Raw genomic sequence first — 23,130 nt, 5'->3', positions numbered from 1 at the left:
CATGGCAGGAAATGCATATTTAACCCGCATGCCAATCGGCATTGTCGGGGGTATTACTCGTCCTCGCGAATCGACAGTAGAAGCCGTTACGTTGGACAATAAAAAGCCATTCTTAAGTTATGGGCTGGTGGGTAAATACGATTCAGACAAGTTCGTGCCACTCCAAGAGGGTGACACTGCAGATAAGGTGAAAGGCATTTTAGTTCGCCCTTACCCAATCACGTCATTAACGGACTTAGCCCATTTAGGTATTACGGCTAACCAAGTAGCAGACAATCTCAAGCGAGGTTATATCTGCGTTAAAGCGACAGGCGGAAATGCACTGAATGCGAAAAAAGGCGATCCGGTGTTTGTTCGTGTTGCGGGTGGCAGTGAAGCAAGTCCGATTGGTTCGTTTGTTTTAAAGGCTGACGCAACAGCAGAAAACACACCTCAGCTACCGAATGCTGAAATTATGGGGCCGGGTGAAGCTGATGGCCGCATTGAAATTGCTTACAACATCTAAGGGGTATTGAATGTTTACAGTTGATAGAGCAACCATCGACTCAGCCGGTGTATTTTTAGTTGGCGAATTAGAGCGGATGGATCAGACGTTAAACTTACCGTTAACGTCAGTAAAATGGACGCGAGATATGCCATTGCGCAGCGATATCTCGATTGCAGATGAAGTATCTTCATTTACAAATACCGATTTCGCTAGTGTCGGTGGCCCAAACCCTAACGGTAAAAACTGGATGGGTAAAAAAGGTACCGCGATCGCCGGTATTGAACTAAGCATTGATCCAACTCGTAACAACTTGACGCCGTGGGCACAGGAAGTGGGCTGGACAGTTTTAGAATTGGCTTCCGCTCAAAAATTAGGGCGTCCTATTGATACCCAAAAATATGAAGGCATGAAGCTGAAATGGCAAATGGATACTGATGAGCAAGTGTATATCGGTGATTCTGAGATAGGAGTACCAGGCTTACTCAATTTACCAAGCGTGTCACCTGTTGCCGCTGCGGCGGCGTGGACAGCGACCACAGACCCCGATGTTATTGTGCAGGATATTAACCTCGTCCTGACGGATGCGTGGGTGCGCTCTGGTTATGCAGTCTGCCCGGGTAAAATTGGTTTAGCGCCTGAGCTTTTCGGTTTACTGGCCAGTAAAAAAGTCTCTTCAGCAGGTAATATCTCTGTCTTGGAATACGTGAAAATTAACACCATTGCATTCCAAGAGAACGGTGAACCATTAGAAATCGTTTCGATGAAATTTGCCTCTAAGCGTGGTGCTGGTGGCGCTCACCGTATCGTCGCGTATACCCAAGATGAGAAGTATGTTCGCTTCCCGATGGTTCCATTGCTGAATACGCCACTTGAGTATCGCGGCATGCAACAGTTGACTGTTTACTACGGTAAGTTAGGTCAAGTGGAAACGCCTTATTCAAATACCATCTCTTATTTGGATATTCCTGCCGCTTAATGTTGGCGGGGAAACCCGCCCTTTTATTGGAGTTACACGATGAAATATATCGTTGCTAAAGGTGCTAAATTAAGTTTTCCTGACGGCTCTCATTTTGATTTGCTCGAAGGCATTCATGATAGCGCTGAATTTTCTAAGCAAGTGACAGAGCATTGGGCGTTTTCAGCATATGCGAAACTTCTTGATGAGTCTGAGTTGCAAAAAGAAGAAGAAAGCAAAAACATGGGCGTTAAGATTCAATCTCTTGAAGAAGAAATCACAGCCCTGAAAGCCACACTGAAAGAAAAAGACGACCTCATTGCAAGTCAGTCTGATGAAATCACAGCCCTGAAAGCGGCATCCTCAGCAGAAACTAAATCAGATAAAAAACAGGGGGCTGCTGATGGCAAGAAACAGTCTTCTGCCGACAGTTGATAAGTTCCGCGCTGACTTCCCTGAATTCACCGATACCGCCAAATATCCCGATACCTCAATCAGTTTTTACTTAGGACTTGCTGATACCTTGCTTGACCAAGATAAGCACGGTGATCAGTTTGTTTATCTATCCGAACTGTTCACGGCTCACTATATGGAGCTAAAAGGACGCTCACTGGCAGTCTCTGCTATGGGGGGCGGGGTGAATAGTTCAGGCGGCGGTGTTGTCTCCTCCAAGTCGATTGATAAAGTTTCTGTGGGTTATGACACGTCCGGCACGGTTAATCCTGATGCGGGGTTTTGGAATAACACGGGTTACGGTCGTGAGTTTTATTGGTGGTGGTCGATGTTTGGCGCTGGTGGAAGGCAATTGTTATGAGTGGCGTAAAGATAACTCGGGATAATGCTGATGCCATTTTGAAGACGATTAAAAAGCTATCAAACATGGATGTGTTGGTGGGTATTCCCGCTAACAAGGCACAACGTGATGATGGTGAATACCTCAATAATGCTGAACTGGGCTATCTACAGTCAACAGGGGCAACAATCAGTATCGGTGGTGAAACGGTGACATTGCCGCCTCGCCCGTTTCTCGATATGGGAATTGAAGATACGCGAGATATCACCTCTAGCCACTTAGTCGCTGCTGCAGATTACGCCATATCAGGCAATTTTGAAGCCGCTCAGCGGGAATTGGAACGAGCCGGTATGGTTGCCTCCAATGCGGCTAAGAAGGTTATCAGTGATGGTGATCGGCTTGAGCCACTTTCAGAAGCGACGCTACAGAAACGTAGAGCTAAAGGGATGGACGGTGAAAAGCCACTCTATGACACCAGTAGCTTACTTAAATCCATCACCTACGTTGTCAGAAATAAGGGGGAATAATGCCTTTACTCGATGTTAGCGAAATTTTGTTAGATCCTGATTTTGTCGATATGTCACTGGTTTGCCATCGAAGTATTCAAGCAACTGATGATGATGGATTCACCAAAAACAGCACGCAAAACCTACCCTTTGCAGGTGTTGTGACCGTTGACCGTTCTCTCGAAGCAAAACGGATGGAAGCAGGGCAAGCCATTGGTGGTGCAATCTTAATTGTCACTCAGTTTCGTCTAACTCAAGGTTATCAAGGTGTTGACGCCGATATCGTCACGTATCAAGGACGAAAGTATCGCGTCACGTTTGTTGACCCCTATACAGCTTACGGGGCTGGATTTGTTCAGGCCCATTGTGAATTGATGGAATTTGACGGAGGGCTGCCTATTGAGTAATGACAGCACTTCATCTGGGTATCTAACACCAACAGGGGCAACCCCCGATTATGATGAAGAACTGGAACGGCAAATCAGTCGATGGATAAGAGCAGTCTCAGAACTTCCCGCAAAAATGGTGCTGCCTCGATGGACAGAAACGCAACCCAAAATACCCGCTGCAGGTACAAACTGGTGCGCATTTGGGATTATGGATTTTGATAATGAACACAGTCCCGCCGCTGTCCAGCTTTCCGAACACCATCATGAGCAATGGTCACATGAAAGCATACAAATCTTATGCTGCTTTTATGGCCCGCAAGGGCAACGCATAGCCACTCAATTTCGTGATGGTTTGTTTGTTAGTCAGAATAATGCTGAATTGTCTCGAGTTAACCTTTCTTATATCGATTGCGGTCGGATCCGACCCGCCCCTGAGCTTATCAACAATCAATGGGTAAGACGTTACGACATTACGGTGACATTACGCCGCAAAGTGATCCGTGAGTATGGCATTAAAACAATCGTAGACGCCCCCGTTAAATTCTTTGGAGAATAATCTATGCAGGGATTACCTGTTTCTAACATCGTCAATGTGACGGTGAATATGGCTGCGCGTGCTGCACAGTCTCGTAATTTTGGCTCCCTGCTTATTCTCGGAGCCAGTAACGTCATTGATGCGCATGAGCGCATTCGTCAATACAGCACACTTGATGCGGTTGTGGCAGATTTCGGTGTAGATTCACCCGAGTATAAAGCCGCTCAACTGTATTATTCACAGTCTCCTCGTCCTGTTGACCTGTTTATTGGTAAATGGAACAAAACAGCCACGCTGGCGGTATTACGTGGTGCGATACTGACGAAAACAGAACAAGCGATGGCAAACTTCAATACCATTGAGGATGGCTCGTTTAATATCACTGTAGCCGGTAAAGAAACGACCGTTATCGGCGTAGACTTAACCAAGGAAACCAACCTTAACGGGGTTGCCGCACGAGTCTCTGAAAAACTGACCGATGCAGAGGTTGTCTGGACAGGTGAGCGATTCACTATCACGCTCACCAAAACGGGGGAGATTGGTTATTTTACGACGGGTTCAGCCGGAACTTATCTTGGTGGCTTGATGAAGTGCGATGAAAGCGCAGGCGCGTTAATTGTTTCACCTCAGAAGCCTGAAACAGTATTAGAAGCCGTGGTGACAATGGCGGATATTTCCGGTGCGTGGTATGGCTTAGTTATCGCTGATGAAAGCCTGAGTGATGATGATGTGCTGGCGGTTGCGGATTATATCGAAGCCGAATCACTGTCGCGAGTTTACGGCCACACGGTCATGAAAACGACGGTTCTTGATGCAGATGTGGATACCGATATTGGTTCAAAACTCAAAGCAGCTAAGTATGCGCGCACGTTCTGGCAATATACGTCCAGTAAACCTTATGCGGTTGCCTCCTTATTTGGTCGTATGTTTACGGTTAATTTCAACGGTAATAACACCACAATCACGTTGAAATTCAAACAAGAGCCGACCGTGACGGCTGAAACACTCACTGTTTCGCAAGCAAAATCCATTAACGCAAAAAGCGGTAATGTATTCGTAAATTACAACAATGACACCGCCATTATCCAAGAAGGGGTTATGGCCAACGGTGATTTTATCGATGAGCGTCACGGGCTTGATTGGTTGCAAAACTATGTGCAAACCAACTTGTTTAACTTGCTCTACACTCGCACAACCAAAATCCCGCAAACGGATGAAGGTGTAACTTCGCTTATCACCAATGTTGAGCAATCACTCGACCAAGCTGCAACGAATGGGTTAGTTGCTCCTGGTGTATGGAATGGTGATGAGTTTGGTGCATTAACGACAGGCGCGATGCTAACTAAAGGAAGCTATATCTATGCGCCACCGGTTGCAACACAAGCTCAATCTGACCGAGAAGCACGTAAAGCCCCTGTATTGCAATGTGCTATCAAGCTTGCCGGTGCTATTCATTACAGCGACATTATTATCAACGTGAATCGATAGGTGACTCATGTCTACATATTCTTTTATGGATGTATCCGCCTCCATCGTGGGGGTGGGTGGTTTATTTGAACTCGGCTACGGCGCGGCAACGTCCGAAGAAGGGATCACTGTTTCAATGGCAGAAGATAAAAATACTATGACCATTGGCGCGGACGGTGAAGTTATGCACTCATTGCACGCAGGAAAAGGCGGTACCGTAACGGTCGTGTTACTTAAAACGAGCCCGACGAATGCCAAGTTAAACATGATGTACAACCTGCAGCAGTTTTCGTCTTCCACTTGGGGGAAGAACGTAATCACCATTCGCAATAAAGCCAGCAATGATGTGGCAGTTTGCCGCTCAGTTGCGTTCAAGCGCATCCCGGATTGGCAGAATGCGAAAGTGGGTAATACCGTTTCTTGGGTATTTGATTGCGGTAAAATTGATACACAGCTAGGAGTATTTTAATGGAGTTCACAATTAACGGTAATGACTATCGCTCTGGTAAGTTAAATGCGTTTCAGCAGCAAGATCTCGCTTTTGCGTTGGTTCCTGCATTTGGTGCATTGGCGCCACTGTTAAAAGACAAAGGTAAAAGCTTCAGTCAAGATAACTTAACGGATGTGCTACCGGCTATTTCTGAGGCGGTTCGTGCGTTGGGTAAAAAAGAACGCACTGAAATTAATGATATCTGTCTCTCGGTTGTCAGTCGTAAATCAGGGGATGCATGGTCCGTGATTTATTCCAATGGCCAGCTGATGTATGACGATATCAACGGCATTGACCTGTTTAAAATTGTTGGCTATGTGATTCAGGAGTCGCTTAGCAGTTTTTTTCCTACCCCAGCCGTGACCGACGAGTCAATCTAACTAACCCCCTTCAACTCGAAACCTTACCTAACGGCCGCTATTTTCTGATGCGTCCGGTGGGTAAGGGCATGTGTAAATATGAGTCGTTATTAGATGGCACGATTTCCCTTGCGGATATCGCCCTGATGAATGACTTTCTGGATATTGAAGCCGAGAACGAAGCGCAAATAGAAAGGTATCGTAATGAGCAATAACGTTGAAACAATGCGTGATTTTCTTGTTTCGCTCGGCTTTGACGTCGATGAATCAGGGGCGAAAAAATTCTCTTCGGTATTGGGTGAGGTTACTTCAACGGCATTTAAAGCCGGTGCGGCGGTAGAGGGATTAGCCGCTGTCATTATTGGCTTTACGACACAGATATCGAAAGGACTTGATGACTTATATTGGCAAGCACAGCGAACAGGGGCGACAGCTAATAGCATTAAATCATTGGGTTATGCGGTTAAACAGGCTGGTGGTGATATCAATGGGTTTAATCAATCCGTTGAGCGATTAGGGTCATTTTTACGTAATACACCAGGAGGTGAGGGTTTTCTAAAAAACATCGGCGTGCAAACTCGTGATGCAAATGGAAACCTCCGTGATACCGCTTCACTGGTTGCATTAGTGGGTGATCGGTTATCGAAAATGCCAATGTATCGCGCGACCGCGTTCGGGCAAGCGCTGGGGATTGACGAAAACACCTTATTGGCTATGCGCCGTGGTTTACATGGGTATTCCTCTGAATACACCATGATGATGAAAGCCATCGGTTATAACCCTGATCTTGCAGCGAAGCAAGGGAACGCGTTTATGACGCAATTCTCAAAACTAAGCGCTGCTATGGGGATCGGGAAAGATAAAATCGGTGGCGAACTTGCGCGTGTATTGACTCCCAGCTTAGAGCGTTTCACTGAACTATTGATTAGAAACTTTCCGACGATTGAAAAAATCATCTTGAAAGTTGTTAAAGCAATTTTGACGCTCTCAGAAATACTTAATCATCTTGTCTATCGGGCAGTAAAAGGGATCCGAGATTTAATTAGCTGGTGGCATACACTCGATGAATCCAGTAAAGGACTAATTAAAACCTTTGGTCTTGTACTGGCGGCTTGGTGGGCGCTGAATAAGGGATTTCTGACCTCACCAATAGGGCTAATGATAGCCGCACTGACAGCACTGTTTTTGCTGTGGGATGACTACCAAACATGGAAAGAGGGCGGTAAGTCGGCCATTGATTGGTCGGAGTGGGAAGGCACTATCGACTCGGTGACGGAATCACTGAAAAAGATATGGGAATGGGCCTCTGGTTTTGTAGAGATGATTGGTGGCTGGGAAACTGTATTCTGGGGATTTGCTTTATTCCTTGGTGGTAAATGGATGCTTAGCATTCTGGCTACATTAACCAAGGTTGGTGCGGGATTTATCAGGATGTTTGGCTTGCCCGGATTACTCGTTGGCGGCGCCTTACTGGCTTTTGATAAGCTGACAGATAAGATTGACGAGGGATTCAAGAACCTTGATGAACTTATTGATACCGCTGGGGATAAGTTGGGCAACGTTGCCAAAGCCGTCATTACTCTGAAAGATCCAGACGCTAGCACGGAAGATAAAATAAAAGCCTTGATGAAGACGGGAATTATCCCCGGCTCTGGTGTCATTGGTGACATGCTGGACTTCAAAAATGGTGGTTTAAGCAATACATGGGATGCTGTTAAAAATAGTGAGTTAGGGAAAAGAATTTCTAGTTCAGGTGGTTTGTCCTTTGCGGGAACTAAAGCACCGAAAGGCATTCGTAACAATAATCCGCTTAACTTGGTTTATGCTAAACAGCGTGGCGCATCGAAAAAAGAGGGCAGTATTTTTGCTTCCTTTGAATCGGCGTATGACGGTATTCGAGCGAACGCAAGGCAGCTCATGATGTACTTCAATGGGACATCTCAAGCAGCGGGATATCAAAAGCTTCAAACGGTTGAAGATATCATTAAGTTTTGGGCGCCTAAATCCCATAAAGGCAATGATACCGAAGCGTACATTAAACGAGTGAGTGAAGAACTTAACGTTAAGCGTAATCAGAAACTTGATTTAAACGATCCCGATGTGATGCATGCTTTGATGAGAGCTATGTCACTTGTCGAAAACTCAAATCAGTTTCCATACTCAAAAGAACTGGTCACAGCAGCTATCACAGGGGCGCCTGACCCAACAATCAAACCATCTGCACCGATAAATCTCAACGCGGAAAACATGAACCGAGCCGCATCAAATCTGGGTAGCATGGGAAAATCAGGGCAGTTTGTGCCAGAGTACCTCATTCGAAATGACTCCAGTTCATCTAAGCAAATAGTGCTTAATGCAGTGAATAACATCAACGTGACGGGCGTTTCATCTCCCCACGAAGCCGCATCACTAACCGCTGAAAGTGTTGGGCGTAAGTATCAAATACTTTCAAGAAATCTCGAAAACAAGGTGGGTTAATGGATATTTTAGGTACGCTATTTTCTCAAGGCACTCGAAAAATCGGCATGATAGTCCCCAGCGTGGTGATATCAGAAAAGCACTCTGATAGCTCTGAAATTACGGAACATCCTGTTCAAGTTCCGGGAGGTGAAGGGTTCACGGTCAGTGATCATACTTTCGATAGGCCCTCTGAAGTTGTGATGGAAATTGGCTTTGCTGGTGGTGGTTCGCTGATTGATGGTTTTGATACATCCACCATGTTTGATGTTTCAACGGGGCTAAAGTTGGGAAGTAGCCCCCGAGAAATTTATCAGCAGTTGTTAGACCTACGAGCAACTAAACAGCCCTTCGATGTGATCACCGGTAAGCGTGATTACAAAAATATGCTGATCCGTGCGATAGAAGTTACCACGGACAATACCAGTGAAAATGTCCTTTTGGTCACTCTGACGCTAAGGCAGGTGATCATTGTTGAAACCAAGGGCAAAAATGTAGCCCCTCTGGAAAACCAGAAAATGCCTGAAGTGACTGGTGGGACTGTTGACAGAGGTACGGTAACTCCTAAGCCAGTAAATCAGAGCGCATTAGAAACAATGTTAAATGTTATTCGTTAGGTAAATATGATGGATATTTTAGAGATACCGCTATCAAATAAAAACCAAGAATTTGATATTCAACTTGGTAACAAAACATACCATTTACGTGTGGCATTTGGAGAATATTGTGGGTGGACGTTAGATGTTATGACCCAATCTAAAGATGAGATCCTGTCGGGTATCCCTTTGGTTCATGGCGTAGATATTTTTGCACAATATCGGTACTTGGGCTTTGATGGTTCTTTAGTTTTTTCTTGTGAAGATCCTGCATTAGAGTTGGAGTTCAATGAAATAGGAAAAGGAAATAGGCTATACTTTGTCCAAACTAGTTAGTTAAGGACATAAAGAATGTTTAGAAAGGTTATTTTTGGGCTACTTATTTCTACAGGCATGGCAAATGCTGCAAGCTTTGATTGCTCTAAAGCACATACAGTCGTAGAAAAACTTGTTTGCAATACACCGTCGTTATCACAAGCGGACGATGAGCTGTTTGTTGATTACCTGCAGGCTAAATTAGTTACTGGTAATAATGATGAATTTAAAAAAATAGTTAAGCAAAACCGCAAGCTAAGAGAAAAAAACTGCGAAACAGTAGAATGCCAAACAAATTGGTATAAACGTTCAACAGAATTATATAGAAATATCGCAGCCTCAAAAGGCACCACAAAAGAAATTGAAGCAAGAGATAGTTATAAATACGGAGAAAAAGTTAGTTTTAAAGGGATTATTCAACGTGAATCTAGCGGATTTCCTGCTATTAGATTGGCTGATATGATTTCTGTCCATGACAATGGTTTAGATCCTGATATCAATTACCCTAGTGAATTTGGTGTTGCCATTATGCAACTAGTTATTAACAATGACTCGTTGTGGGATAAGTTTGAACAAAATAAGGGAAAGTCAGCGACTGTAATATGTTACTTGTTTCATGCTGAAACCGCACATCATAAAACCCCTGTAATGTGTTCAGTTGAAAATATTGAAATAGAAGGGGGCTCCTCTAAAGTGGCATCTAAATTATCTTTCGATGACTTTTTTAAAGCGAACCCTGAATTAGACCACTTTTACGTAAAACGAGCTATAAAAACGCAAGCGTTAGGCGCATCTCTTATGGACTCATCAACGTCGAATGATTTAAACAAAGGAAACCGAAAAAAACCTGATGACTTGTTAAGAGAAAATGGATATGAGTATGCAATCTTAGCTGTACGGCAGTTACAGGAAATATGTGCATTTGGTGGGGGTTCGATACATAGCTTAAAAGATGCTGACTGTGCAATTATTTCATCATATAAAGAAAAATAACTAAGACATAGCCGTAGATTATAGCCGCCTCGTGCGGCTTTTTTTATGCTAAAAATCGGAGTTTGTATGTCTAAAAACTGGATCCGTGAGTGTCAGATTATCGTTGCTGACAGCGACGGTAAGGGCATCGATTTATCGGAGTTGAGGGTAACATTTAATATCACTCGTCCTGATTTTGCTTATCCGACAACGGCGATTGTTAAAGTTTTTAATTTAAATAAAGAAACAGAAAACAAACTACGTCAGTACGAGTTTAAGCAAATAGTGATAGTCGCAGGTTATAAAGATAACAGCAGCCAAATATTTTCTGGCCAGATCCAATATACCTACTCCGGGCGTGAAAATACCACTGACACGTATGTTGTTATTCAATCAGCGGAAAGCGATCAGGCATATAACAACGCGATAGTTTCCACCACAATTGCTAGTGGCTACACGCAGGATACGGTTGATAAGGCACTGATGAAAAGTGTTGAAAAATACGGTGTGCTGGCGGGTATGCGAGGTGAATTCACTGACACAGTGGCGCCACGGGGCAAAGTTTTGTTCGGTATGCACCGCGATGAAATGACCCGCTTTGCGGTACAGAATGATGCGGATTGGCGTTATTCCAGCAACAGCCTTGAAGTTGTACCAAAGTCTAATTACATCAATGAAATCATCTTGAATTATGAGACTGGTCTTGTTGGAACGCCCGAGCAAACGATAGGCGGCGGTATCAATGCCACTTGCATGATAAACCCAAACATCAAGCCCGGAACGTTAATTCAACTGGATAATTCAGGCATTAATTTAGCCGGCTTGTCGAATAAAGAAATTGGGCTGTATGGCAGTCACAGTGGCTCGGTAGACCAACCCTCACCACTTGATATCGATGGTGAGTACAAAGTCATCAATGTGAGCTATTACGGTGATACACGAGGTGATACTTGGTATCAGGAGTTAATTTGTATTGCTCGTTCCGTTGAAACCAAATTAAGCCCATCGGCAATACAAGCAATGGCGGTAGAAGAATGATCACCAATGATGAACGAATAGGGCGCCCAGAAGCGCCTTTTTTATTGATGAAAGAAAGCGTGATGTCGGGGTTATTTGTTGCTCTGCCTTGCATTGTGCAGTCATTTAATCCTGAAGCAGTGACGATTGAAGCTCAGCCGGCTATTAAGTGGCGAATTAATGAAGATGGCATTGATAAAACAGTCCCGCTTCCGTTGTTAGTGGATGTGCCGGTTATTTTCCCGCGAGGTGGAGGGGCAACATTAACCTTTCCAATTAAAGCTGGTGATGAGTGTCTAGTTATCTTTGCTGACCGCTGTATTGATTATTGGTGGCAAAGTGGCGGAGTACAGGAAGCGGTAGACCCTAGAAAGCATAATTTATCAGATGGGTTCGCATTAGTTGGCCCACAGTCACAAGCGCAAAAAATTAGTGGAATTAGCACCTCTGAAGTTCAGCTACGAAGTGATGACGGTAGTGCGTATGTTGCTATTAACACTGTTAGTAAAGACGTGACCGTTATTACCCCAGCCAAATTAACCGCGACAGCGAAAGTGGGTACCGAAATCAACTCCCCTGAAATTGTGTTAAACGGAAATGTCACAATTAATGGCAACTTATCACAAGGCATGGGTAAAGGTGGCGGCGAAGCCAAAATGAATGGGCCTGTTAAGGTGATAAATGATGTTACTGCTGGCGGAATAAGCTTAACGAAACACAAGCACGGTGGTGTTCAAACTGGTGGTGGCAACACAGGAGAGCCTAAGTAATGCAATATCGCAAAGAAGACGATGGTGATTATACCTTCGGCTCAAACCAATTTCTTGTCGATACTCCAGAAACGGTGGCTCAAGCGGTAAAAAGTCGCTTGAGACTTTGGTTAGAGGAATGGTTTCTTGATGATCGTATTGGTACACCTCATGCTCAAAAAGGGCTAGGAAAGCATGTTGCTCAAGGTTATGCGCTCTCGATAAAAGAAATCATTCAGGGTACGCAGGGAGTGGTGAAAATCCTCGATTTTGGTGTGGATCTTAATACATCAACACGAAAGGTAACTATCACAGCAATGATAGAAACCCTGTATGGCACAACGAGCATTAAAAGTGAGGGCTAATGTTAAATATCGAAACGGTTGGTCTTGCACCGGTGATAACAGAAAAAGGGATCACCTCACCTGATTACCCAACCATACTTCAGCGGCTTCAAGAGTTATTCAGGCAAATATACGGCAATGATGTTTATCTTGAGCCTGATAGTAAAGATGGCCAGATGTTAGCAATCTATGCACTGGCGATTCAGGATGCGAATAAGGCGGCGGTTATGGCGTATAACTCATTTAGTCCGTCAACGTCTACAGGGCAAGCTTTATCAAACAATGTGGCTATTAACGGCTTATCGCGCAATTCTCAGTCGAACTCGACTGTCGATGTGTTAATTACGGGGCAAGTTGGTACCGTGATTTCTAACGGGACAGTAAAAGACATATCAGGCAATGCTTGGTCACTTCCTGAATCAGTTGTGATCGGCACGCACGGTGATGTTACTGTGACTGCCGTTTGTCAAAAGGGAGGGGCTATTATTGCTTTGCCGGGTGAAGTTAATCAAATTGGTACTCCAACTCGGGGCTGGCAATCAGTCACCAATATGTCCACTGCAACTCCTGGTCGAAAAGTAGAAAAAGATGGCGATTTACGCATTCGTCGTAGTAAGTCAGTCGCGCTACCTTCACGAACCGTACTCGATGGTGTGATTGGTTCTGTGAGTCAAATAGCCGGTGTTGCTAGATTGACTGCCTTTGAAAATGACACAAGCCTAACTGACAGCCGGGGGATTCCCTCTCACTCAATTGCATTGATAGTTGACGGCGGCGATGCAAAAACAATCGCTGAGGTTATCGCATTAAAGAAAACGCCCGGAACCGGTACATTTGGAAATATAGAAACCATTGTAACCAATCATTATGGCGTCACACTGCCTATCCGCTTTAGTCGGCCTGAAAGTGTGCCTATATTTGTTAAAATTACACTGGAGGCTTTTGAGGGGTATACAACATTAGTTGGCGATAAAATCAAAAAAGCGGTTTCTGATTATTTAAATAAACTAGAAATCGGTACGGATATTTATCGTACTAAGCTATTTTCACCAGCTAACCTGCAGTCAGATCCCGAAGGGGGCACTTTCTATATTTCAAAACTCGAAATAGGGCTGTCTGCTGGTGGGGTATCAGAAAATAACATTACATTAAAATATCATCAGTTTGCTACATGCAATACTGACAAAGTGGAGATAGTGGCGACATGAGAGATTATCTCAAGCTGATCACCTCTCAACACCAAACCGCTCACAAATTTCGTTCTCATATTAACTTAATCACCAAATCACTCGCTGAAACCACAGACTTTTCACTGCGATTAAATGACTATTTTTCGCTGGATGACGCTATCGGTGCACAGCTTGATATTGTGGGTGAATGGGTTGGCATACCTCGCTATATACAGACGCCGATAGCCGGTGTGTATTTTGCATTTGATAGTGTCGGAATTGGTCTTGATGAGGGCTTTTGGAAGCGAGAGTTCGATTCCGACAGTGGATTCACCGAGCTGGATGATGAAACTTATCGAACCATCATTAGGGTAAAAATAAAAGCCAATCACTGGGATGGTACAACTGAATCGTTGATGGATATCTATGATTCCCTCCTTCCAGATAAAGACACCAAATTATTTTTTATCGATAACCTCGATATGAGTATGGATGTTTTTATTACGGGTTCCTATGTTGATAACGTTACTAAGGCGATTATTAAACAAGGCTATTTGGGTGTTAAACCTGAAGGTGTACAAGTTAATCATTATTATATCAATTCTGTTCCTAAATCTCCCATGTTCGGTTTCGACATCTCCAATAATTACATAGCCGGTTTCGATACAGGCGGCTTTGCAGTTCCACTTTAAGAGGTCTTATGGCTAAGAATGAATTCTTACCTTTCGGTATAGCCGAAGGGGCAAACGTGCTCTCAAATCTGGAGTACGAACGACTCGCAGCGCGTTTCAATGGCTTTGTTAGCGGCGTTGCTAAATCGAAAGAGCTTAATACGGTCTGGCGTCAGTCGTCAGTTATGTCTAGCGCATTAGCGCAGTTTATTGTTGATTCAGATAATAAAGATTTGCTTGATAACGGTGACATTGCGGGCATTAAAAATCGCTTAGTTGCAGCGATTAAACAAACCATTTCGGGTGTGGGTTATGTTACTACTTCAGCAATGAATCTAGAACTCAACAAGAAAATGGACAAAGCGAACATTTCAGGCGTTAAAGGCAACGATAACGACAAAGTGCCTAGCCTGAATTTGTTTACTACTGAGGTTGGAAAATTAGCATCAATTGGATACAGCTATTCCAAAATTGAATCCGACGGAAGATATCAACCTAAAGGAGATTATGTAACAAGCCAAGCTTTGAGTGATGGGCTTAGTAAAAAGTTTGATAAAGCAGGCGGAAAAGTTGAAGGCGGCATTACTGCGACAGGTAACATCATGAGCACTGGTGATGTTATTCAAGTAGTTAATGCTAAAAATAATCAATCAATACAGATGGATGTAACTAATGATGGATTAGTGAGAATTAACTCTAGAGTTGTCGGTGGAACAACGGCAACTCATCTATTACCTGAAAAGTCTGGTGAATTCATGCAGTTGGGTGATTATGGCTTTGCGGGCAGAGGGTTACTCTATAACTACAGTCAAAGCGCATTAGAGACCGCATTACTCAAAGATTCAACACTATCGCAAATTTTCCGAAACGATACAACGAATACACTCACTTATCGTTACTCGCCAAGCCTTCTTATGAGAACGGGTGACACATCCGCACTTATTTCTATCGATGTAGACACGGCTAATGTTCGAGCGACATCAGTATTACTGACAAATGGCACTCGAAAAACAAACGAACTTTACGGCACTGCTAATACGAAAGTTGATAGAAATGGTTATCTACGTACAGCGAGTAATGCAGAAGAGTTAATAGGCGTACCTATTGGAGGCAGCGTGTTGTGGAATGGTGTTTGGGATGAAAATGACCCTCTCGCAGAATTCTTCTGGCCAAATGAGGGGCGTTCTTTTTCAGCATCGGCATATCCTGTTGCTGCTAAGCGTTTTCCATCGTTGAAACTACCAGATGACAGAGGGTATGCAATCCGAATTGCTGATAACGGCAGGGGAAAAGACCCGGGACGTACAGTAGGAACATATCAAGAAGATGCAATGATGAATCTTACGGGGGAGTTTACTGCTCGTACAGATAGTGCAGGGGTTGCGACGGGGGTGTTTACTAAAGGAAACGCAGGTCAAACAATGTCTCAAGGAAGTAATAACACCCTCGGAACCGTTTCATTTAATGCGGGCAATCAAGTACCTACAGCAAATGAATTTCGCATGAAAAACGTGGCTAAAATTTTAATTACGAGAATGAAATAATGAAATATTCAATTGAAATCAATAAAGCAGAATTTGATGAGAACGGGCTTGCGATTAAAGCGGGGTGGGCTCAAGTATATCTTTGCGACTCAAACACTAGAGAATATCGAAAGGCTTCGCTAGATAACGTTCCATTTGGTGGTTCTGTTGTTGCCGATGCATACTTAGATAAACCAGAAATTCCGACAAAATCGGATATCGCGATTGTTCGCAGTATTGATGAAAAATCGTGGTTACATGTTGCTGATCATCGCGGTAAAACAGCGTATAAAACAGAAAGTCGCCAGTCAGTTGAAATTGATTTTATCGGTGATTTACCCTTCACACTTACACTTCTAGAGCCGAAAACTGAGTTCGATAAGTGGGATGGTAAAAAGTGGGTGACTGACACACAAGCACAAAAATCTGCATTAGTTGCTCAGGCTGAGCATGAAAAAGCGCAGCGCTTAGAAGAGGCAGAGCAACAAATACTCATGCTTGAGCGCAAGGTGCGTCTGGGTATGGCAACAGATGATGAAAAAGAATTACTCAATCAGTGGGAAATTTATAGCATTAATGTTGCTGATATCGACACTTCACTAGCCCCAGACATCAACTGGCCACAAAAGCCGTAAATCCTATCAACAAAGCCGCTGTAAAAAGCGGCTTATCTTCTAAAGGGATGTCAATTTTTCGTGCCAAGCGTCGAGAATTTCACGCTTTTCTCTTAAGTAATCGTATCTATCATAGTGTTTTTTAGACACTCCTGGTCTTTTATGGTTTTGCACCATATCCCTCATTTCTGAGCTTATCCCCATTTCCCCTGCCAATGTTTTAAATGTCCGTCTTATATCCCTTGGTGTAAATTTTGCAAACTCATTACGTTTGCAAAACTTATTTAATTGTTTTGCGTACTCCGATGTTAATAAATGGCCTTCTTGGGTATCAGCAGGGAATAGGAAACTAGACGTTGGGTATAACAATTCCTGAATATTTAAAATATCTATAGCAGGCTTGGTTAATGGTATTACGTGATAGTCCTCAGTTTTTGAAATGTGGGGTGGTACAGTCAATGTATTATTCTTTTTATCCCAATTATCACGAGTGTTAGCTATTATTTCCCACGGTCTTTGTCCGGCAGCGTAAACACAGAATAAAAATAACCTAGCATAGTCGGGATTAATAGGGCATTCGTTGCTTGGCTTATTAAATAACTCCAGCAAGTGCTTTAATTCATCCCATGACAGGAATCTATCCAACGCTTTGTCTGCACCTTTTTGTCTAGGGACGACAGCTACAGGGTTTCTATCTAAACCGTAAATAACCCGTTCGTTAATTTTAGCAGGGTCATTATCAGCGAATAGGCCGAAATTAAACACAGCATGCAAGTTAGCCCTAACTTTGTTTGAGCCAGCTAAAGCACCACGACTGATAAATTCAGATAGTATTCTTTTAATGTGATCGGGCGTAACATCTTTAGCAGCCATAGCTGGATTTATATGCTTGCTTTCTAAAACTTGATTTAGCCTATTTTGGGTTTTATCGTATGAACGCTTACCTTGTCGCTTCTGATCTTCAATGTAGTCGTCAAAGAGTTGCTTTACAGTTGCGTGTTCATATTTGATTTTTTCAGGCGATGATGACTCTGCGGCAGCTGCAACAGATTTTACAGCAGCATCAGCTAATGATAAATTTGGGTAGTCACCAAGAGATATGAATTTTTCTTTTCCATCTTTGAAGTAACGGTAAACGAAAACCTTTCTTCCTGATGGATAGGTTTTAACTCCTAAGCGACCTGTTCCTCTTGTCGCTGATGCTTGCCAAGTGTAGTACGCAGATTTCTTAGGCTTCAATCCTCGTATTTTGCTGTCAGTGAGAAGCACACTAGCCATATTTAATATCCATTATGTAGGTCGGTTACGGGTCAAGTAACGGGTCAAGTAATGACGAAATGATATGAAACTAGGTGAAATCATGCAAGCTATATAAAGCCTTAAAAATCAATTAGATGAAATCTTATGAAATCACGTAAAACTCAATGAAATCAAGCTGTAACGCCCTTCTAAGCCGTAGGTCACAGGTTCGAATCCTGTAGGGCGTACCATTAATTTTCAATCACTTACCATCATTTAAAATTCTCCACTTTTGCTAACTGGGACGTATTTGGGACACAAGTACCGAAAATAGTGTCTATTTGCTTCGCGTGTTCGGTTAAATGATTGGGCGCTAAGTGAGCGTATCTTCTCACCATGTCAACCGACTCCCAGCCGCCCATTTCTTGTGAAACTGAAAGCGGGACGCCAGACTGAATTAACCAACTAGCCCATGTATGCCGCAGATCATGAAAGCGGAAGTTTTCTATTCCTGCTCTTTTGAGTGCGGCTCTCCATGCTGTGTTAGAATCAACACGCATTTTTCTAACGCTTGGCGTTAATGTTCCGTCTGGCCTCTTTTTGGATTCGGTATGAACAAATACCCATTTATGGTGATTTCCAATTTGTTCCTTTAGAACCTGACAAGAGGTATCATTCAATGCCACACCAATAGCTTGGCCTGATTTGCTTTCTTCTGGATTTATCCACGCTACTTTTCTTTGCATATCAATCTGATTCCACTCTAAATTGATTATGTTGGAGCGTCGCAGTCCAGTAGCCAATGCAAATATAACTACGGATTTCAGTGGTTCAGGGCATTCACGGATCAGCCTTTGTGCTTCGTGATGTTCTAGCCACCGAACCCGCTTTTCTCTCACTGTTTGCACTTTAATAACTGGTGATTTTTCCAGCCACTTCCATTCTCGCTCAGCAGTTCGTAGTAACGACTTCATAATTGCCAAATGCTTTGCTTTTGTGGCTGTGGTTACTTGGGCTTCTGAATAAGCAGGAATTTCCTTTCCCTTACGCTTAGCGGCTTCAGCTTGCTTTTCCCATCGTTCTCTAACCTTCCTATTTCTCATCTTGCTTACAGCTGCATAAATTTTTGCTTCTGTAATATCTTTCAGCTTCACACCTTCGAAGTGATCTAACCAAAAGGAAAGCCGACCTTTATCATCATCCAGTGATTTTTTATCAGCTTTTTCCTCTATCCAACGAACAATCGCCTCCTCAAATGTGACATCAGGGAAGTCACCGAGCTTTTCTATGCGCCACAGTTCAGACTTTCGTTTGTCGTGTAACTCCTGTGCTTGCTTCTTGTTCGCTGTGCCAAGAGACTCCTTGATACGCTTGCCGCTTGGCGTCGTGTAGTCCCCGTACCAGATTTTTCCTCTTTGGAATATTGACATGGTTTCCTTTCTCCTGTCTCACCAGTGTTCACTGGTATAGTGTGAATTGATTTGTTGGCCGCTGCAATACATGCTGCTCTAGTGAATAAGTAAGGGGAATTTTTCTTTAGTGGATTTTTCTTTGTGAATGCGATCATTCCTTGCTTGCACCACTGTGATAGCGTATTTTCAGTTATACCAATTATTTCTGCTGCTTCTTTTCTAGATATGGTTATTCCTGTCACCGTTAATCTCCTTATCTATGCTATTGACGTACCAAGTTAGCCACATGATTGGTGGAAACTTTTTATGTTCTTTGGTGAGTGTTAATTGAAACTTCGGAAGGTAATCTTTGAGTATTGCGGTGCTTTGTTTATCGCTGAGTTTTTTGAGTTGCTTTAATTTGTCTCTGCATTCCCTTGCAATCTTTCGACGTCCGTTCTCAAGCGTCACATCATCCATTTTTCCGCTTATATTGCTCATCATCATCTCCGCAATCTTTACTGCAATATGCGCTATTTGGTGCTGCTGGCATTTCTTCGCACCAGATACACATTCCGTTTATTGATTTAGTTACTGGCTGGCGATTTGATAATGCTGCTTGAATGTGTAATTGTTCTAGTTCATTTGCTGAGTCGATAATATCCATAATTAAGCCTGTCCTGTTTCAATTAAAAAAATAAGTACACATAGAGCTATTAGCCCTGCAAATTGAGTAAATGTCATAGGCCACCTATGCTATTTTCGATATATTATTAAATTGTAGGTCATACTTTTTCATTCTCCGCATCCTTCATTAATAGAAATAATTCCATAGCAGCGCGATATAGACTATTGCTTCTAGTTCTTTCACTTGCAAAACCATACGCAGGTGAAGCCACCCAATTACCGCCGTCGTGTTCTTCTGCAAACACATCAAATGCGGTACATATCTTATTCTCAATAATAATCGGCATTGCATCGGCTGGGTTGTTGCATGGATTGAATTCACGCCACTGCTCTTTATTGCTCATCCTTGTAACCACGCCGTACCTTGTGACTTCGTACGCCAGTCCTAACTTTTCAGCAACCTTTTTATTAATCTCGAAGTCAGATAGTTCGGTGTATTTATTCATTTTCTAATATTTCCTCTATCATGAGTTTAATATTAACTAAGTCCTGTTTTGTTATCGGTATATCCCATGATGGAGATTTTAATTTAAACTTATCTTTTATTGTTGGCTCAACCTCAAAACTTTCTTCTTCGTAGCCTTGTAACTTCACACTATATTTATCTTTCATTCCATATTTCTCCACAAACCATCTCAACACCCCGCACCATCATTATCTGCATAGCGCGGCTCTCGCATTCTTGCTGTGTGTATAATGTATCGGTTACAGGCGTGACAAATCCCTGATACAGAAGTAACAGTACATATAGTTTCATGATTAATTACTTAGAGTTTTTTATTGAGGTTTTTGAGCTTAACGCCATTTTCTTTCATTACAGCATTATTCTCATCGATTTTTAGATTGCGATAATCGTTAAGAGCACGCAGGTATGCTCTATCTATGGCATTATTAAGAACCCCTCCGCCACCGGGGAATGGAATCCATGATAGTAACCATAAAGGCACTAGCTTGATTAGTATGGTTATTTTTAATTTACGTTTGCTCATATCCTCCTCCTGCCCAAATTATACATTATTTATCTAAGCGATAGAGTGGCATTATTTTAAATGGTGAGCCATGAGATTGAAAATGAATATCTATATTTTCAGATGTAACCGCATCAGTTGTGAATTGCATTTTATCATCATGAAATACAGGGTACATCCAAGCAACTGGCTCCAAGTTATTAATTAAACTCTCACGTGATGCTTGCCATACATCGAATAGATTTATCGTTGATGATTTATTCTTACTGCGCCACTCTTCAAACTGCTGCCTTGATTTATCCATCACTCCACCTTTTAAATTCAATCACCCACGACCACTCGTTATTTCTCCAGCTATCAATGCCGTATATGAGGCTCTGAAAAAAAACGAAAGGTTCAAAGAGAATGCAGATTTTGAAATAGATAAAAGTACGAAGATAAGAATAAGAAAACTTGAGTATATGGATGAAAGTAAATCGTTTTTTGCTTACTTTACATTTTATGATCCAGATGCTTCTGTTTCAGTTACCCCTTCTGTCAATAAGGGGAAGAGTAGTGAGGAAAGTGATGATTTGATGCGCATTGAGAATTATGACAAAAGACATATTTTTGTGATTATTGATGATAGCGACATATACGCTATAAGCCAGATCGTAAGCTCACATCATTCATCTAGTATGAATGCAATTTTTAAAGCTTTAGGCTTGGAGCTTAACGTTAGGGATAAGATTGATAAAAGTACGATACAAAAAATAAGAGCGGAGAAAATAAGAAATATTGGAATCGCAGTTCAGACAACCGCCAAAGATATCGATGATATAAAGGTAAAGTCTAAATTAAGTATTTTTTCCAAAGAGGAAGATGACGAACCTTTTTATGGGACATTGACTTTAGGGTATAAGGAGAACTTGGGGCTAATAAACGAAGCAACTGATAACATTGAAAAGTATATAGACGAATTATCAGAGGACTTCTTTATTGTCACAAGAAAGGGGAGCATGATCAAGAGTTCCGAGATTAAGACTAAAAGAGATTATTTCACTGCTCCGTACGGGACAAAAACAATAAAAGACACAAATGCGAAAGAAATTCTAGAGGATTTCATCGAGTATACACTATAGTATTCTATAGCAACTTAACAATCGTAGAGGCGTATATATGATATTGAGAGGCAGAGATATCAAATACATAACAGCGTTTCTTGCGATACCATTGCTTGCTGGCGTATTGACGTTTTTATTTTATGAAAAAAATAAGGTACAACAAAGACTTACTTAACTTCATAGCTAATATTTTCTCTATATTAACTGGTTTTTTACTACTAGTAATATCTACATCTGGTGAAGTAGCTGCGTCAACAATGAATGGGGCAAACGAAGAAGATTCATACAGAGGTAAGAGAAAATTTAACATTAGGTTTCAGCGGTATTTATTTTTATTTTTTCTTTATTTGATAGTTTTGTGTTTGATTTTTACATACTATCTAGTAATACCCCAGCAACAAAATACTGCAAGTAATGCTGCCACAAGTAATGTCACTTGGCTGCTAATCTCATTAGAGGTGTTGATTTGCTTTTTTAGTATTGTGGCTTTTTTATGTTCATTTTTTATACCATTAAAAATAAAGCAATTATTTGAAGAGAAGATTAATAAAAGCAACTAACCCACTCCGGTGGGTTTTTTATTGCCTAAAGTTTTATTTTGTAGTCTTTGTATAGTCTTTTTTCAAAATCCAAAAATCGGCGCTTTAGTGTCGATTTGGCTAACGTCGAAGAAAAATAGTCAAGAGGGATTAGATTCGCTGAGCCTAGGTTATCGATAATAAAAAATCTTCCATGCGGTGAGTGTCCTAACTGATAAACAATATTGTAAGTTTTTAGAGTCATCGATACGATGGATTCACTGAAAACTTTCTTTTTGAACTCACTATACGCAATTTTCATGTTACTTTTATGTTTCAGAAACACGCTTTTATTGCTCAGGTAATAATCTAAAGTTTGAGATGTATTCCCATTTTTATCTTTTATCAATTGAAATATATAGCCTAGACCACGGTCTGTTTCTTGTGTTCCATAATATTGAGATACAGTGGTTACGGTTTTATTTTTTCTAGCCAATAACTTGTAATAACGGACTTCTCGTAAGGTTTCTTTATCATCACGATCACTATGATGTACCTTGATACATAGGTCAAAATAATCAGGGGGTTGATAACATGCACGCTGGCGACCTGATGCAATTAGAAGGGAAGAGGGAAGATGGATTCTTTTGTTAAATAGCCTGTTCATACCAATAGCCGCTTTCATAATGCGATATAGATGTTGTGTAGGTTTATATATTAATCATATTTTGGTTAAGCAAAGCATTGTACTTACTTTTGCTATGAAATGTAAGTTCGGTGTTTGCTTCAATTTGCACTCCCGCTAAGCTAACATTA

32 protein-coding genes are annotated in these 23,130 nt (G+C 42.1%); 23 read left to right on the top strand and 9 right to left on the bottom strand.

Features of this window, described 5'->3' with window-relative positions:
* The first annotated feature begins 1 nt into the window (after position 1).
* The 22 genes from GKR48_RS06615 (at position 2) to GKR48_RS06515 (ending at position 16,429) form a co-directional block, all read left to right on the top strand.
* Entirely contained in the window at positions 2 to 505 is a 504-nt protein-coding gene (locus GKR48_RS06615; RefSeq protein WP_154627497.1) for a structural cement protein Gp24, read from the top strand.
* Positions 506 to 515: 10 nt separating this feature from the next.
* The gene (locus GKR48_RS06610) at positions 516 to 1,463 is read left to right on the top strand and encodes a DUF2184 domain-containing protein (protein ID WP_154627496.1); all 948 of its coding nucleotides are present in this window, start codon (positions 516 to 518) and stop codon (positions 1,461 to 1,463) included.
* A 39-nt stretch (positions 1,464 to 1,502) separates the two neighbouring features.
* Positions 1,503 to 1,877 (top strand): STY1053 family phage-associated protein, encoded by a 375-nt coding sequence (locus GKR48_RS06605; protein WP_154627495.1) that lies wholly within the window; start codon positions 1,503 to 1,505, stop codon positions 1,875 to 1,877.
* The gene (locus GKR48_RS06600) at positions 1,846 to 2,256 is read left to right on the top strand and encodes a DUF4054 domain-containing protein (RefSeq protein ID WP_154627494.1); all 411 of its coding nucleotides are present in this window, start codon (positions 1,846 to 1,848) and stop codon (positions 2,254 to 2,256) included. The genes GKR48_RS06605 and GKR48_RS06600 overlap by 32 nt, the downstream gene beginning before the upstream one ends.
* Positions 2,253 to 2,762: a hypothetical protein gene (locus GKR48_RS06595; RefSeq protein ID WP_154627493.1), complete on the top strand. Its 510-nt coding sequence runs from the start codon at positions 2,253 to 2,255 to the stop codon at positions 2,760 to 2,762. Before GKR48_RS06600 ends, GKR48_RS06595 begins: the two co-directional genes overlap by 4 nt.
* Positions 2,762 to 3,148: a head-tail adaptor gene (locus GKR48_RS06590; RefSeq protein ID WP_154627492.1), complete on the top strand. Its 387-nt coding sequence runs from the start codon at positions 2,762 to 2,764 to the stop codon at positions 3,146 to 3,148. Before GKR48_RS06595 ends, GKR48_RS06590 begins: the two co-directional genes overlap by 1 nt.
* A complete protein-coding gene (locus tag GKR48_RS06585; protein ID WP_154627491.1) occupies positions 3,141 to 3,686 on the top strand; it encodes a phage neck terminator protein in 546 nt (181 codons plus the stop codon). Before GKR48_RS06590 ends, GKR48_RS06585 begins: the two co-directional genes overlap by 8 nt.
* A 3-nt stretch (positions 3,687 to 3,689) precedes the next feature.
* On the top strand, positions 3,690 to 5,153 hold the full coding sequence (locus tag GKR48_RS06580; RefSeq protein ID WP_154627490.1) for a DUF3383 domain-containing protein: 1,464 nt from the start codon (positions 3,690 to 3,692) through the stop codon (positions 5,151 to 5,153).
* Positions 5,154 to 5,160: 7 nt separating this feature from the next.
* Positions 5,161 to 5,601, top strand: coding sequence for a DUF3277 family protein (locus GKR48_RS06575; RefSeq protein ID WP_154627489.1), 441 nt, complete (start codon positions 5,161 to 5,163; stop codon positions 5,599 to 5,601).
* The gene (locus GKR48_RS06570; RefSeq protein WP_129466021.1) at positions 5,601 to 6,002 is read left to right on the top strand and encodes a phage tail assembly chaperone; all 402 of its coding nucleotides are present in this window, start codon (positions 5,601 to 5,603) and stop codon (positions 6,000 to 6,002) included. Before GKR48_RS06575 ends, GKR48_RS06570 begins: the two co-directional genes overlap by 1 nt.
* 68 nt (positions 6,003 to 6,070) lie before the next feature.
* On the top strand, positions 6,071 to 6,196 hold the full coding sequence (locus GKR48_RS18005; protein WP_255425023.1) for a DUF6889 family protein: 126 nt from the start codon (positions 6,071 to 6,073) through the stop codon (positions 6,194 to 6,196).
* Positions 6,186 to 8,459, top strand: coding sequence for a lytic transglycosylase catalytic (locus GKR48_RS06565; RefSeq protein ID WP_154627488.1), 2,274 nt, complete (start codon positions 6,186 to 6,188; stop codon positions 8,457 to 8,459). Before GKR48_RS18005 ends, GKR48_RS06565 begins: the two co-directional genes overlap by 11 nt.
* Entirely contained in the window at positions 8,459 to 9,055 is a 597-nt protein-coding gene (locus GKR48_RS06560; RefSeq protein WP_154627487.1) for a phage baseplate protein, read from the top strand. Before GKR48_RS06565 ends, GKR48_RS06560 begins: the two co-directional genes overlap by 1 nt.
* 9 nt (positions 9,056 to 9,064) lie before the next feature.
* A complete protein-coding gene (locus GKR48_RS06555; protein WP_154627486.1) occupies positions 9,065 to 9,370 on the top strand; it encodes a phage baseplate plug family protein in 306 nt (101 codons plus the stop codon).
* 15 nt (positions 9,371 to 9,385) lie between these two features.
* Positions 9,386 to 10,342 carry a DUF4431 domain-containing protein gene (locus GKR48_RS06550; protein WP_154627485.1) on the top strand — a complete coding sequence of 319 codons (957 nt, stop codon included), beginning with the start codon at positions 9,386 to 9,388 and terminating at the stop codon, positions 10,340 to 10,342.
* Between the two features lie 66 nt (positions 10,343 to 10,408).
* Positions 10,409 to 11,359 carry a phage protein gene (locus GKR48_RS06545; protein WP_154627484.1) on the top strand — a complete coding sequence of 317 codons (951 nt, stop codon included), beginning with the start codon at positions 10,409 to 10,411 and terminating at the stop codon, positions 11,357 to 11,359.
* The gene (locus tag GKR48_RS06540) at positions 11,356 to 12,108 is read left to right on the top strand and encodes a Gp138 family membrane-puncturing spike protein (protein WP_195848229.1); all 753 of its coding nucleotides are present in this window, start codon (positions 11,356 to 11,358) and stop codon (positions 12,106 to 12,108) included. Before GKR48_RS06545 ends, GKR48_RS06540 begins: the two co-directional genes overlap by 4 nt.
* The gene (locus tag GKR48_RS06535; protein WP_154627483.1) at positions 12,108 to 12,452 is read left to right on the top strand and encodes a hypothetical protein; all 345 of its coding nucleotides are present in this window, start codon (positions 12,108 to 12,110) and stop codon (positions 12,450 to 12,452) included. Before GKR48_RS06540 ends, GKR48_RS06535 begins: the two co-directional genes overlap by 1 nt.
* The gene (locus tag GKR48_RS06530; RefSeq protein ID WP_154627482.1) at positions 12,452 to 13,639 is read left to right on the top strand and encodes a baseplate J/gp47 family protein; all 1,188 of its coding nucleotides are present in this window, start codon (positions 12,452 to 12,454) and stop codon (positions 13,637 to 13,639) included. Before GKR48_RS06535 ends, GKR48_RS06530 begins: the two co-directional genes overlap by 1 nt.
* Positions 13,636 to 14,292 (top strand): DUF2612 domain-containing protein, encoded by a 657-nt coding sequence (locus tag GKR48_RS06525; RefSeq protein WP_154627481.1) that lies wholly within the window; start codon positions 13,636 to 13,638, stop codon positions 14,290 to 14,292. Before GKR48_RS06530 ends, GKR48_RS06525 begins: the two co-directional genes overlap by 4 nt.
* 8 nt (positions 14,293 to 14,300) lie before the next feature.
* Complete coding sequence (locus GKR48_RS06520) at positions 14,301 to 15,815, top strand: hypothetical protein (protein WP_154627480.1); 1,515 nt, start codon at positions 14,301 to 14,303, stop codon at positions 15,813 to 15,815.
* Positions 15,815 to 16,429, top strand: coding sequence for a tail fiber assembly protein (locus GKR48_RS06515; protein ID WP_154627479.1), 615 nt, complete (start codon positions 15,815 to 15,817; stop codon positions 16,427 to 16,429). Before GKR48_RS06520 ends, GKR48_RS06515 begins: the two co-directional genes overlap by 1 nt.
* 39 nt (positions 16,430 to 16,468) lie before the next feature.
* Here the strand turns inward: GKR48_RS06515 and GKR48_RS06510 are convergent, their stop codons facing one another.
* The 8 genes from GKR48_RS06510 to GKR48_RS06485 all read right to left on the bottom strand — a co-directional run bounded on the left by GKR48_RS06510 (position 16,469) and on the right by GKR48_RS06485 (position 20,997).
* Positions 16,469 to 17,686, bottom strand: coding sequence for a tyrosine-type recombinase/integrase (locus tag GKR48_RS06510; protein ID WP_154627478.1), 1,218 nt, complete (start codon positions 17,684 to 17,686; stop codon positions 16,469 to 16,471).
* A 233-nt stretch (positions 17,687 to 17,919) separates the two neighbouring features.
* Positions 17,920 to 19,077, bottom strand: coding sequence for a tyrosine-type recombinase/integrase (locus GKR48_RS06505; protein ID WP_154627477.1), 1,158 nt, complete (start codon positions 19,075 to 19,077; stop codon positions 17,920 to 17,922).
* Between the two features lie 201 nt (positions 19,078 to 19,278).
* Complete coding sequence (locus tag GKR48_RS18145; RefSeq protein WP_230088617.1) at positions 19,279 to 19,539, bottom strand: hypothetical protein; 261 nt, start codon at positions 19,537 to 19,539, stop codon at positions 19,279 to 19,281.
* Positions 19,511 to 19,705, bottom strand: coding sequence for a hypothetical protein (locus GKR48_RS06500; protein WP_154627476.1), 195 nt, complete (start codon positions 19,703 to 19,705; stop codon positions 19,511 to 19,513). Before GKR48_RS06500 ends, GKR48_RS18145 begins: the two co-directional genes overlap by 29 nt.
* A gap of 118 nt (positions 19,706 to 19,823) precedes the next feature.
* Entirely contained in the window at positions 19,824 to 20,171 is a 348-nt protein-coding gene (locus tag GKR48_RS06495; RefSeq protein WP_154627475.1) for a phage protein NinX family protein, read from the bottom strand.
* On the bottom strand, positions 20,164 to 20,337 hold the full coding sequence (locus GKR48_RS17755; protein WP_195848228.1) for a hypothetical protein: 174 nt from the start codon (positions 20,335 to 20,337) through the stop codon (positions 20,164 to 20,166). Before GKR48_RS17755 ends, GKR48_RS06495 begins: the two co-directional genes overlap by 8 nt.
* A 155-nt stretch (positions 20,338 to 20,492) precedes the next feature.
* Positions 20,493 to 20,714: a hypothetical protein gene (locus GKR48_RS06490; RefSeq protein WP_154627474.1), complete on the bottom strand. Its 222-nt coding sequence runs from the start codon at positions 20,712 to 20,714 to the stop codon at positions 20,493 to 20,495.
* A gap of 25 nt (positions 20,715 to 20,739) precedes the next feature.
* A complete protein-coding gene (locus GKR48_RS06485) occupies positions 20,740 to 20,997 on the bottom strand; it encodes a hypothetical protein (protein ID WP_154627473.1) in 258 nt (85 codons plus the stop codon).
* A 157-nt stretch (positions 20,998 to 21,154) separates the two neighbouring features.
* Between GKR48_RS06485 and GKR48_RS06480 the strand changes: the two genes are divergently transcribed.
* Positions 21,155 to 21,814, top strand: coding sequence for a hypothetical protein (locus GKR48_RS06480; RefSeq protein ID WP_154627472.1), 660 nt, complete (start codon positions 21,155 to 21,157; stop codon positions 21,812 to 21,814).
* A gap of 567 nt (positions 21,815 to 22,381) precedes the next feature.
* Here GKR48_RS06480 and GKR48_RS06475 read toward each other — a convergent pair.
* Positions 22,382 to 22,999: a YrbL family protein gene (locus GKR48_RS06475; protein ID WP_195848227.1), complete on the bottom strand. Its 618-nt coding sequence runs from the start codon at positions 22,997 to 22,999 to the stop codon at positions 22,382 to 22,384.
* Between the last annotated feature and the right edge of the window lie 131 nt (positions 23,000 to 23,130).

Source organism: Providencia sp. wls1943 (assembly GCF_009706275.1).
GTDB classification, from domain to species: Bacteria; Pseudomonadota; Gammaproteobacteria; order Enterobacterales; family Enterobacteriaceae; genus Providencia; species Providencia zhijiangensis.
The sequence above is the reverse complement of the archived record's forward strand: the minus strand, read 5'-3'. Positions and strand labels throughout refer to the sequence as shown.